An 11,590-nucleotide genomic window follows, 5' to 3' on the forward strand; every position below is an offset into this window, starting at 1 on the left:
CAATCATGTCGCGGATGGCTCGGCCGCTTCCACTGTACGTAACAGCCCCGTGATGATCCGGGAGGCTTAAGGGCGTGTGTTGCGCATTGGAGGAAGTTCACAGCCGCGGATCTGCACCGGGACGACGCGCACCCGGCGAAGACAGGCGCACCGAGCGAAGTCAGGCGCACCGGGCGAAGGCAGGCGCAGCGGGCACAGCTCGGTGTGGTTAACGGATTCTCTGTCCGCAAACGGTTGCCGCAGACGCCGAAACCGCCCATCTGTGGACAGTGAATCGGTGTTCAGGGACTGCCGACGACCGCCCGGGCGCCGACGACCGCCTGAAACCGCCGCCAGCGACGGTCGGCTGGGCCTCGCTGACTATCAGGATGCCTCTTCGGCCATCTCCTGTTCCTTGCGCCACCGGATGCCGGCTTCGATGAGCCCGTCGATGTCTCCGTCGAAGACGGCCGAGGGGTTGTTGACCTCGTAGCCCGAGCGCAGGTCCTTGACCATCTGGTACGGGTGGGTGACGTAGGAGCGCATCTGATCGCCCCAGCTGGCCTTGATGTCGCCGGCCAGTTCCTTCTTCTCCGCCGCTTCTTCCTGACGCTTGAGGTCGAGGAGGCGTGACTGCAGCACGCGCATTGCAGCTTCGCGGTTCTGGATCTGCGACTTCTCGTTCTGCATGCTCACAACGACGCCGGTCGGCTCGTGTGTGATGCGCACGGCCGAGTCCGTCGTGTTCACGGACTGACCACCAGGGCCCGAAGACCGGTAGACGTCGATGCGCAGATCGTTCTCATCGATCTCGACATGGTCGGTGGACTCGATGAGCGGAACGACCTCGACGGCGGCGAAGGAGGTCTGACGACGTCCCTGGTTGTCGAAGGGGCTGATGCGCACGAGACGGTGCGTACCGGCCTCCACTGACAAGGTTCCGTAGGCGTAGGGGGCGTTGACCTGGATCGTTGCAGACTTGATGCCCGCACCCTCGGCGTAGGAGGTGTCGAGCTGCTGCACTTTGTACCCGCGGTTCTCGCCCCAGCGGATGTACATGCGGATGAGCATCTGAGCCCAGTCGGTCGCATCGTCGCCGCCGGCTCCGGAGCGCACGGTCACCACGGCCGAGCGCTCATCGTATTCGTGGTTGAGCAGGGTCGAGATCTCGAGCTCGGCAAGCTGATCATGCAGCTTCTTGATGTCGCGCTCGGCTTCGGCCTTCGAGTCCTCGTCGCCCTCGTCTTCGGACATTTCGATGAGGAGTTCGGAATCGTCGATGCGTTCGCCGAACTTCTCGAGCTTCTCGAGTGTTCCCTGCTTGTGCGCGAGAGTGGCCGAGGTCTTCTGCGCCGAATCCGGATCGTCCCAGAAGGTCGGTGCGGACGCTTCCTCCGTGAGCTCGGCGACCTCGGAGCGCAGATTGTCCAGATCGGACACGTCCAGGATCGCCTTATAGGTCTGACGGAGGTTGGCGATTTCAGCAGAATAATCAATGGCCATAGTGATCCCAGCCTAGTGCATCGCACGCCCCAGGATTGAATCCGCGGCCCGCACCCACTGCCGAAAAGCACGGGGAAACCCCGCCGACCACCATCGCCGAGGTGAGGCGAACAGTCGTGCCACCTCGGCGCTGGATTGGGGTGGGTTCGATGCCTCGAATATGGCAGACAGAATTTGGCGCCACCGGCGGGAGATCAAGTCATCCCGCCGGTGACGCGGACCGTGGTGGAGAAGTGTGACCCTGAGCGTGGAGCCTCAGCAGAACGCCACTGCAACAGTGATGAGAATCTATACCCGATCTCAGGAATCCGCAATGACCACGAGTTCGCAAATCCCGTGCGTGAAACTACTGCTATGACATTCGAGCTCCGCGCACGAAGTTATCCACAGATTCGGCAAACCACTGGATTCTTCTTTCGACTACAGATAGGTTAAAAACAAATCCAGCTGTTGCAAATATGATTCGCATTCTGTACTCCAGGGGTTCAACGTGGAAGCCACCGAGGTCATCAAGAGCGAAGTCCACAAGAGGATCAGAGATCTTGATGTGGACCCTCGCGCCGATATGCAACGCTCACGCGAGGTCATTCGCACGGTCATCTCCGAATACGACGAACGCAGCCTCGTCGCGGATCTGCCGCCCCTGGACGACAAGGAAGCAACGTTCCGGACCATCGACAATCAGCTCTCCGGGTTCGGCGCTCTGCAGGACTATTTCGATGACCCCCGGGTCGAGGAGATCTGGGTCAACTCCCCCAGCGAGATCTTCATCGCCATCGATGGCCTCCACCAACTGACGACGACGAAACTCACTGCCGGCGAGCTCGACGATCTCATCGAGAGGATGCTGCGCACCTCAGGTCGTCGTGTCGACTTGTCCCAGCCCTTTGTCGATGCGATGCTTCCCGACGGTTCTCGGCTCCATGTCGTCCTGCCAGACATCACCCGCTCCTACCCTGCGGTCAACATTCGCAAGTTCATACAACGGCCGCGGAATCTGGCCGGTCTGGTCGCCCAGGGGTCGCTGACGCCGGTCGCTGCACGGTTCCTCGACGCAGCCGTCGCCAGCGGCGCGAATATTTTAGTCTCCGGTGCAACTCAGGCCGGAAAGACCACCATGCTCAATGCTCTGGCCGGTTCCATTCCCGCCCGTGAGCGCATCATCTCCTGTGAGGAAGTCTTCGAGCTCAACCTGCCCAGCCGCGACTGGGTTCCCATGCAGTGTCGCCAGCCCTCACTCGAAGGCACCGGCGAGGTCACCCTACGATCCCTGGTCAAGGAAGCACTGCGTATGCGCCCGACCCGCATGATCGTCGGGGAGGTCCGTGAGGCCGAGAGCCTCGACCTGCTCGTGGCCTTGAATTCGGGACTGCCCGGCATGGGAACGATCCACGCGAACTCCGCCCGTGCCGCGATCACGAAAATCTGCACTCTGCCGCTCCTGGCCGGGGCCAACATCTCTTCGTCCTTCGTCGTCCCCACCGTGGCAGTGAGCATCGACGTCGTCGTCCACCTGCGACGTGATCAGAAAGGGACCCGGCTCGTCAGCGAGATCTGTGCTGTGCCCGGCGGTGTCGAGGGTGACGTCGTCGAACTCGACACGATCTTCCATTCGCCGCAGGGACAGCTGATTCGCGGTCAGGGATTCGGCCACCTCGGCGAGCGGTTCGCCAGCATCGGCAAGGATCTCCATTCCATTCTGGAAACCACATGAGCTACTCCCAATACAGTCTCCTCATCGGTGCGTGCTTCGGCGCGGGCCTGTTCCTGCTGTGGATGTCACTGTGGCAGAAGCCGACCAGCAAACGACTCCAGAAGCGATGGGTCCGCGAGCTCGATGACATGCTCACCGGCGCCGGGTTTCCACGGATGCACCCGAGCCACCTGATCCTCATCTCGATCGCCGTCTTCATCGTCGTCAGCCTCGTCGCCACCGTCCTCTCCGGCTCGTGGGCGATCGCCCTGTGCTTCGGCCTCTTCGCCTCGTGGCTGCCGCACCGACTGCTCCAGCATCGGGCTCGCAGCAAACAGGTCATGCGTCGTGAGCTGTGGCCCGAAACCCTCGACCACCTCAATTCCGGCGTTCGTGCCGGCCTGTCACTGCCCGAAGCGCTGAGTTCGCTCTCCCACCGCGGGCCCGAGCCGCTGCGTCCTCTGTTCGAAGTCTTCGCCGAGGAGTACCGGGCCAGCGGTTCCTTCGCCATCGCACTCGAACGGTTCCGCCAGGTCAGTGCCGACCCGGTGGCAGACCGGATCGTCGTCGCACTCAGCGTGACCAGGCAGGTCGGCGGAAGTGATCTCGGCACGATGCTGAGAGCACTCGCCCAGTTCGTCCGCGACGATGCCCGCACCCGCAACGAACTCTCCGCCCGGCAGCAGTGGACGGTCAATGGTGCTCGTCTGGCGGTGGCAGCTCCCTGGGTGGTGCTTGCGTTCCTCTCGACCCGGCCCGAGACTGCCGTTGCCTACAATTCCCAGACCGGGCTGCTCCTCCTGGCCTCCGGGTTCGTCATCTCACTGTTGGCGTATCAGGCGATGAAGCGGATCGGCAGACTCCCGCAGGAGCCGCGCGTCATCGAAGGATCATCGCTGTCCTCCTCGTCGTTCCACCGTTCGACCGAGGGCAGTGACGCCTTGTGAGCATGCTGACCGATCCGCTCGCGATCCTTGCCCTGGCAACGTTCAATGGGTTGGCATTGTGCGTCTTCGTCCTCTCCCTGCCGCCGCTGAGGCGACCGGCACTCTCGTCTCGCATCGCCCCATATCTGCGTGATCAGGAATCGCTGGTCGACATCTACGCCCCGCCGACTCCCCGCGCGGAGGGGCTGGTGGGACTGCTCAAGTCCGTCACGTTCGGCGCCACCATGTGGGTGACGTCCCGGATCACCACGGACGCCACATTGAACCTGCGGATCAACCGCCTCGGCGGGGGTGCGTCTCTGGAACGCTTCCGGATCAACCAGATTCTGAGCATCCTGGCGGGCATGATCGCCGCCGGATGCGTGGCCGGGCTGCTCTCGGCCCAACGGGGTTTCTCCCCCGTGGTCACCCTCGTCCTCATCATCAGCGGCGGCATCGCCGGCCACATCACCAACGACTGGCGCCTGAGCCAAGCCATCGCCCGCCACGAGTCCCGCGTCCTCGCAGAGTTCCCCACCGTCGCCGAACTCCTCGCACTGTCCATCACCGCCGGCGAGGGAATCGTCGAAGCACTCGAACGGGTGTGCCGCACATGCTCGGGAGACCTTGTCGATGAGCTGCGCACCGCCCTGGCGGCGACCAGGACCGGAACGCCGCTCGTCGATGCGCTCGATTCGATGGCCACCAGGATCGCCATTCCGGAGATCGTGCAGTTCGTCGACGGTCTGGCCGTGTCGATGACCCGCGGAACCCCGCTGGCAGAGGTCCTCCGCGCTCAGGCCGCCGATGTGCGGGAACAGTCGCGTCGTCGCCTGCTCGAGCTGTCGGGCAAGAAGGAGATCGGAATGCTGGTGCCGGTCGTCGTCTTCGTGCTCCCGGTGACCGTCATCTTCGCCGTCTTCCCCTCACTCACCGTCCTCGATCTGAGCCCATGACCCACGCGGACGCACACTGTCGAATCCACCCACGCCACCACCTGACCACCCCGCCAACCGACCACCCTGGAAGAAGGAGACACCATGTTCCACCACCTGATGAACCGATTCGCCGGGTTCGTCATCGGCCTTTCGATCGACGCCCCCGACCGCCGAGGCGAGCGCCGAGGTGACCGGCCGGACCGCGGCGATGTTCCCGGCTGGGTCCTCATCACCTTGATGACAGCAGGGCTGGTCGTCGCTCTGTGGGCATTGGCCGGAGAGGCCTTCACCTCAATGTTCCAGGATGCGATGAACAAGGTCCGGGGAGCCGGGTGAGTCACCGGGAGTGCGGTGCTGACCTGGAACCGGGGTGCGGGATCACATCGCAACCCGAGTGTGAGGTCCACGATCGGGAGGCCCGCAGTGATTCCGGTTCCGCGATCGCTGAGTTCGCCCTCATCGGCTCGCTCCTGGCCCTTGTTCTGGCCGGCACCCTGCAGATCGGCCTGGTCATCCACGTCCGCAACACCGTCATCGACTCGGCCATTGCCGGTGCCCGCCAGGCCAGCCTCGCCGATCAGTCAACGGCGGACGGACATCGCCTCGCCTCCGAACTCATCACCGTGTCCGTGGGCGAGCGCTATGCCCAGTCGATCACCGTCACCGAGGCGCGGCAGGGCCAGGTAGAAGTCGTCGAGGTTCGGGTGCGGACGCCGCTGCCCGTCCTTGGCCTGTGGGGCCCCGCCGAGGTGTGGGACCTGAGCGGACGGTCCATCGTTGAGGACGTCGACCGTGACTGATTCCGACGCTGAGGTGCCACAGGAAGGCCGGGATTCGGATCCAGGACAACGCCCCGATTCGAGTCCGGGGGAACGTTGCGATTCGGGCACGGCCGTCATCGAATTCATCTTCGCCTCGATCGTCCTGCTCATCCCGGTGGTCTATCTCATGCTCGCGATCTCCCAGCTGCAGGCCGCCAGCTATGCCACCACGTCGACGGCGATCTCGGCCTCGCGGATCGCAGCCCGCGATGCCGCCCCCTCCGAAGCCCGAGCCCACCAGGTCGCAGACATGCATTTCACCGACTTCGGTCTCACCGACGTTCCCATCACCATCGACTACTCATGCTCGGGTCCCTGTGGACAAGCAGGTTCCCTCATCACCGCCCGAGTCGAGACGAAGGTGTCGCTCCCCGGGTTCCCGCTCCTCTTCGGCACCAAACATTCCCCGCACATCACTCTGCGCGCCAACCACACGGACGTCGTCGCCACCGCAGGTGGGGGCTGAGATGGCACAACAGCGGCAGCGGGTCCCCGCCGATGACGGGTCGATCACCCCACTGGCCATCGGCTTCGTCGTCATCGCCCTGCTCCTCGCCTTCCTCATCGCAGCACTGACAGATCTGCACATGACCAGACGTGAGCTGCAGAGTGTGGCGGATTCCGCAGCACTGGCCGCATCCGACTCGTTCGAACCGGCACCCGGCGGAGAGCCTGGGCTCGTGTTCTCACCAGCCGCGGCGAAACGGGCCGCCAGTCGCTATGTTGCCGCGGTGCCGACCCCGCAGGGGCTGCACAATGTCGCGCTCAGCGCCGACGCGGACGGGCAGCATTCGGTCGTCATCCGCCTGCGCGCAGACTACTCCCCCGCGTTGCTGTCACCGTTCGTCCCCGATCTCATCGAGCTGCAGGCCACCGCGTACGCTCGCGGATCGCTGCGCATTTCCTGAGGCATTTCGCGAATGCATGTCGTGAGGCAGGGGTGAGGCAGGGGTGAGGCGGGAGTGAACGATGTCGTGCATCCGGAAAGAATACTGACTCTCACGTGTTCTCCTGTTGATGGCTCCACCACTTCTGCTTCAATCACCTGTGGACACAGACTCACTGTCCACAGGGATGCAAGGAGAGCTTGCCGCATCCAGCCGATCTCGTGACTCTGAGAAGATGAAGACGCTCGGCCTCATCCACCGCATCGACGCCAACGCGAGCATCCGCACCGATGTGATCGAAGCAGACTCCGAACAGCTCGTCCTCGACGTCTTCCTGGCCGTCTTCGGCCCCATCCTGACCTGGGCCGACCTGGTCGCTGGAAACCGTCTGCCGGAGAGCTCCGGCGCCCCGGAGCACGCGGTGAAATCCATGGCCTGGGGGCGGTGGCAGTCACTGAACCCGGTCACAGTCCTCGGGGTCTCCTGTCTTCATCGCGGAACCGGACCTGCATCGGTCGCGGTGCTCGCGGGACCTGATTCGGGATTCACGATCGGCATCGACCCCCGTGCTCCTCTGCTCAGCCGCATCAGCCACCCCGACTGTCTGACCATCATCGATCCGTGCATGTCTCGCCGGCCGACACGTCTGCAACTGGGGCCGACCAGAGAGCAGGAATACTCCTCCTTGGGCACCACGATCTTCTCACCGACCTCCCCCGCCACGGGCCCGCCCCGTGACACCGCTTCAGTCGCTCCCATGGCACCAGGGCCTGCCCGCCTCGGACGTGAACCGACCCATGTGGCCCCCGTGTCGGTTGACGATCCCCGCCCGGCGAAACCTCCCCAATGGTGGGCGTTCCTCATTCCCATCGCCATCGGCGGGGTACTCGCAGTCGTCACCGGAATGTGGTGGTTCCTCCTGTTCAGCGTGTCCGCACCCATCTCCGGTTATGTCGCCTATGTCATGGAGAAACGTCGCTACGCTCGCGATTGCGTCCAATGTGCCATCGACCGACGGGCCGCTCTGGAAGCGGCACGGCAAAGACTGACCACTCTGATCACCGAACACAGACGTCGACTGCAGACCGGTTCGAGTCTGTGCCTCGGCTTCGGCTCCGCTCGCAGCCCCATCACCATCGCCGACGACCTCTGCGCCGACACCGATCACCTCGACGGCTCGGTCATCATCGATGAAGTTCCACTTCGCATCGATCCGCGCACAACGTCGGTGACGGTCACCGGCGATCACGAGCAGCTGCGCCGCATGGTCCTGTCATGGCTGGCCGACCCCACCTACGACTGGCGCCCGTGCCCGGAGCTGCTCCGGCTTCCCGAGCTGCAAGGAAGCCGTTTCGACCACGGATACGCACCGTCCTCAGCCTCCACCACTGAATCCGCTGCCGCTTCGTCACAAGCGCCTCGGCTGCCTCACGGGAGTTCAGCTGATTCGCTGATCGGACTGCGCCTTTCCGAGCAGGATTCGACGTCGACGCTGCATGTTGACGCTCCCGCACCCACTGCAGCAATCTCGCTGTCGCTCGGCAGCCTCGCCCAGGCCCGCGCCGAGGACTCATCGGCCGCCGACGGCCCGGTGCCCGGCAGAGGCCTCATTGCCGCGCTCATGCCGCCAGGCCGATTCCTCACCCTCGCACACAGGCAGACGAGCCGGGCCGGGGCCGAACGTCTGCCGAACCACGGCCTCGGCGATCTCTACGATGACGAACCAGACGCCATCCGTCACCGCTGGGCACGGACTGCTCCGGGCCCGGTGACGATCGGGCGCGGAAGTCACGGCGACGTCGCCCTCGACCTCTTCGAGGACGGGCCCCACGCGCTCGTAGCCGGGACGACTGGGAGCGGGAAATCCATTCTGCTCCAGACCTGGCTGCTCGCAATGGCATTGGAACACCCACCTCGGCGGCTGACGTTCGTCCTCATCGATTTCAAGGGCGGGGCGACGTTCGCTCCATTGGAAGATCTGCCGCACACGGACAGCGTCCTCGACGATTTCGATTCGGCCGCAGCATTCCGGGCATTGGTTTCGGTCCGGGCCGAAATCACCCGACGCGAGCGGCTCCTGGCCGACCACGGATGCTCCGATGTCCTCGAACTCGACGATCCCCCGCCGAGGCTGGTCGTCGTCATCGACGAATTCCACGCCCTCATGGCGACCCACCCGAAGGCCGCTGATCTGCTGGAGCACCTGACAGCGCTGGGCCGGTCCCTGGGGGTGCACCTGGTTCTGGCCACTCAGCGTCCGCTCGGAGTCGTCACCGGACAGATGAAGGCCAACATCAATATCCGCGTGTGCCTGCGCGTGCGTGATGAAGCGGATTCCTTCGACGTCATCGGCATCAACGCTGCCGCGCATCTGCCGCCGGACAGACCAGGAGCGGCGTGCCTGGATTCGGGTTCGTCGATCGTGGAATTCCGAGTCGCCGTCCCCACGGCCGATTCCGCCTCCGTCGAGGTCAGTCATCGGCCTCGTCTCCGACCGTGGGAGCCTGGCCGCGGCCTCCCTATCCAGCACAGCGTCAACGGAATCCGCGTCCGCAATCTCTGCCGGGCGGCCGCTGAGACCCATGACCGGACACAGCTGTCACCTGATCCGCTTCGCTCTGTGGTTCTCCCGCCCCTTCCCGACTCCGGCGAGATCACCGCACGACTGTCGTCACCCTCGGGCGACGGTCGCCCAGCAGTGACCGGTGTTGTCGACATTCCCAGTCATCAGAGTCAGAGCGAATGGTCGTACTCCCCTGCCGTCGACGGGTCAGCCATCATCATCGGCACCGACGCGGACATCGTCTCATCGGTCCTGAGGCGAATGGCGGCCAGCGCCGCTGCGACTCACCGGGTCGTGGCACTGGGACGCATCGCCGAGTCCTTGCAATGGGCCGAAGTCACCTGCGGAATGGACACCGGGTGGCAATTCCACACGATCCTCGACCATCTGAATCGAGGGCATGTCGCGCAGAGCCTGCCGCCCACGATCGTCGTGTGCGGCAACTGGAACGAGTTCATCGACTCGATGGACCACCAGATGGCGGCTGAGACGGAGCGACTCCTCAAGCACGCCTCCGGACTGGGGCTGACGTTTCTGCTGGCCGGGTGTCGATCGGCCACGAGCACGAGCGCCGCCTTCACGACGCAGGTGATCTTCCCGCCCAGTGCGGGAGGAGATGGGCTCAGCGTCGGACTGTCGAGACAGCGGTTCGTCGGGACCTGGCCGAAATACCGGGCGGTGCTGGTCGGTCCCGGTGCTCATGAGGCCGGTGGTGACGGTGCCGACGTGCAATTGGTGCCGCACCGGCAGCGCAGCGACGATGCGGACAGCGCTGGTGCGGACAGCGCCGCCGACAGGCGTCCCGGTTTCCAGCCGGAATGGTGCGGCCTCAAGGGTCCCTCACGCCCGGCGCCACCGGACCCGACGAGCACGTCGATGCCGTTGGGACTGGACCCCTTCGGCGAACTCGTGGTGTGGGATCCGACTCGCGATGGGGCGGTGCTCAATGTTCGCGGCTCACCGCAGAGCGGCAAGACCGAGACCGCAACTGCGCTGCAGGACATGTGCACCGCCGCGACGGACATCAGCCGCGGACTCGCAGTCCATGATGATGCGCATCTGGAGGCGAATCCGGATGCCGTCGACCTCCTCGACGGTGGTCTCCATGTGGTGACGATTCCGGTGCGGTTCACTCCCGGCTACGGCTCCCCCTTGTCCAAGGCACAGGGGCTGGGGCCGATGCTGATCGTCGGCACCCACAGTCGTCAGGATCTCAGCAATCTGGGCCTGCTCAGACTACCGCCTCTCGATGGGGAACCAGGGACCGCCTGGTACATCACCGAACAGAGGGCTCAGGCGGTGAGGCTCTTCTCAGCCGAGACTCTCAATTCGTCTCCGCAGGAGGTCCCGTGAGCGTTTCGTAACGGTAGAGTTCACTCGCCTGTCCTGCTTCCAGGAGTCGGTCGGCCAATGCCGAGACCACGGGCATGCCGCTCGTGACCTCGAGGACGACGTCGGCATCGACGGAGAGCCGGGCAAGAAGAAGCTCGGCGTCGGCAACGGCCGCATTGAACAGCTCGCTGGTGGTGTCGACGGCCTCGTCGCGAGTTTCGAACATCGACCCGATGATGAGCTCGGTGGGTGCCTCGTCATCATCACCCGGTGCCGGCTTCGCATCAGTGATCTCGACGCCCGTCTGCTCGGCTTCCCTGGCGTAGGAGACGGCGAAGGCGCTCAGCCCGGCGTCGGCGGCGGCACCGGCAGCCCCGTCGAGCAGTGCACCACCATGGGCACCGACTGCTTCGGACAGGAACGCGTTGTTGACCTGACCGATCGTCAGCGGACCGACGGCGTCGTCCTTATTCACGGCCGTGTACCAGGCCAGGAACGCCTTCGTCAGCTTCACCGACCCCGTGGCCACGATCTCGAGGTCCTCGGCACGTCCGCCACCGCTGGGCGGCAGCGCACCGGCGGCGACCTTGATCACCCGCGTCGTCGTCAGCGGTGCAAAGCCGAGGGCCTGTGCGAAGCTGGCGCCTGGGCTGCCGGCCTGTACACGTGTGCGCAGGTCAAGTCCCTCCACGGCAGTCCCGATGGTCTCGGCGCACACGGCTTCGAAGAGTTCTCGTCCCTGACCGTGGCCCTGTTCTTCGGCCGCCACCTCGACGTGGACCCACGCGCGGTAGGGGTGAAGCGGGGATTCGGCGATCGCGGCGGCACCGACGGGAACCTCGGGCACCACCTCGGCGATGACGGATCGCAGCAGGGGCGAGTCCGAGGACGGGCGGAACAGGGACCTGGCCATGTGGGCGGCCGGCGTATCGGCGTCGGCGAACACCT

Annotated in this window: 10 protein-coding genes; 8 read left to right on the forward strand and 2 right to left on the reverse strand. The window is 64.7% G+C overall.

All coding sequences use genetic code 11. The annotated features are described in order from the left end of the window. Nucleotides 1–363: 363 nt before the first annotated feature. A complete protein-coding gene (gene prfB / locus L0G76_RS10425; RefSeq protein ID WP_304357173.1) occupies nucleotides 364–1,482 on the reverse strand; it encodes a peptide chain release factor 2 in 1,119 nt (372 codons plus the stop codon). A gap of 490 nt (nucleotides 1,483–1,972) precedes the next feature. Here prfB and L0G76_RS10430 point away from each other — a divergent pair, with 490 nt between their 5' ends. The 8 genes from L0G76_RS10430 (at nucleotide 1,973) to L0G76_RS10465 (ending at nucleotide 10,663) form a co-directional block, all read left to right on the forward strand. Then, nucleotides 1,973–3,196 (forward strand): TadA family conjugal transfer-associated ATPase, encoded by a 1,224-nt coding sequence (locus L0G76_RS10430; protein WP_304357174.1) that lies wholly within the window; start codon nucleotides 1,973–1,975, stop codon nucleotides 3,194–3,196. Further along, nucleotides 3,193–4,122, forward strand: a complete 930-nt coding sequence (locus L0G76_RS10435; protein ID WP_304357175.1) for a type II secretion system F family protein — start codon at nucleotides 3,193–3,195, stop codon at nucleotides 4,120–4,122. Before L0G76_RS10430 ends, L0G76_RS10435 begins: the two co-directional genes overlap by 4 nt. Nucleotides 4,123–4,124: 2 nt before the next feature. Beyond that, complete coding sequence (locus L0G76_RS10440; RefSeq protein WP_304357176.1) at nucleotides 4,125–5,057, forward strand: type II secretion system F family protein; 933 nt, start codon at nucleotides 4,125–4,127, stop codon at nucleotides 5,055–5,057. An 84-nt stretch (nucleotides 5,058–5,141) separates the two neighbouring features. Beyond that, a complete protein-coding gene (locus L0G76_RS10445) occupies nucleotides 5,142–5,375 on the forward strand; it encodes a hypothetical protein (protein WP_304357177.1) in 234 nt (77 codons plus the stop codon). Beyond that, a complete protein-coding gene (locus tag L0G76_RS10450; RefSeq protein ID WP_304357178.1) occupies nucleotides 5,372–5,839 on the forward strand; it encodes a TadE/TadG family type IV pilus assembly protein in 468 nt (155 codons plus the stop codon). The genes L0G76_RS10445 and L0G76_RS10450 overlap by 4 nt, the downstream gene beginning before the upstream one ends. Then, on the forward strand, nucleotides 5,832–6,326 hold the full coding sequence (locus L0G76_RS10455; protein ID WP_304357179.1) for a hypothetical protein: 495 nt from the start codon (nucleotides 5,832–5,834) through the stop codon (nucleotides 6,324–6,326). The genes L0G76_RS10450 and L0G76_RS10455 overlap by 8 nt, the downstream gene beginning before the upstream one ends. Before the next feature lies 1 nt (nucleotide 6,327). Next, nucleotides 6,328–6,768, forward strand: coding sequence for a pilus assembly protein TadG-related protein (locus tag L0G76_RS10460; RefSeq protein ID WP_304357180.1), 441 nt, complete (start codon nucleotides 6,328–6,330; stop codon nucleotides 6,766–6,768). Nucleotides 6,769–6,982: 214 nt separating this feature from the next. Continuing rightward, nucleotides 6,983–10,663: an FtsK/SpoIIIE domain-containing protein gene (locus tag L0G76_RS10465; RefSeq protein ID WP_304357181.1), complete on the forward strand. Its 3,681-nt coding sequence runs from the start codon at nucleotides 6,983–6,985 to the stop codon at nucleotides 10,661–10,663. Here the strand turns inward: L0G76_RS10465 and L0G76_RS10470 are convergent. After that, complete coding sequence (locus L0G76_RS10470; RefSeq protein WP_304357182.1) at nucleotides 10,635–11,588, reverse strand: GNAT family N-acetyltransferase; 954 nt, start codon at nucleotides 11,586–11,588, stop codon at nucleotides 10,635–10,637. The two genes, L0G76_RS10465 and L0G76_RS10470, sit on opposite strands and share 29 nt — an antisense overlap. Between the last annotated feature and the right edge of the window lie 2 nt (nucleotides 11,589–11,590).

The sequence above is a fragment of the Brevibacterium picturae genome (assembly GCF_030453725.1).
GTDB lineage: Bacteria > Actinomycetota > Actinomycetes > Actinomycetales > Brevibacteriaceae > Brevibacterium > Brevibacterium sandarakinum_A.

Bases quoted from the DNA above. Each gene is read 5' to 3' on its own strand.
- L0G76_RS10440 (WP_304357176.1), top strand. From the start codon at position 4,125: ATGCTGACCGATCCGCTCGCGATCCTTGCCCTGGCAACGTTCAATGGG.
- prfB (WP_304357173.1), bottom strand. From the start codon at position 1,482: ATGGCCATTGATTATTCTGCTGAAATCGCCAACCTCCGTCAGACCTAT.
- L0G76_RS10435 (WP_304357175.1), top strand. From the start codon at position 3,193: ATGAGCTACTCCCAATACAGTCTCCTCATCGGTGCGTGCTTCGGCGCG.
- L0G76_RS10460 (WP_304357180.1), top strand. From the start codon at position 6,328: ATGGCACAACAGCGGCAGCGGGTCCCCGCCGATGACGGGTCGATCACC.
- L0G76_RS10445 (WP_304357177.1), top strand. From the start codon at position 5,142: ATGTTCCACCACCTGATGAACCGATTCGCCGGGTTCGTCATCGGCCTT.
- L0G76_RS10465 (WP_304357181.1), top strand. From the start codon at position 6,983: ATGAAGACGCTCGGCCTCATCCACCGCATCGACGCCAACGCGAGCATC.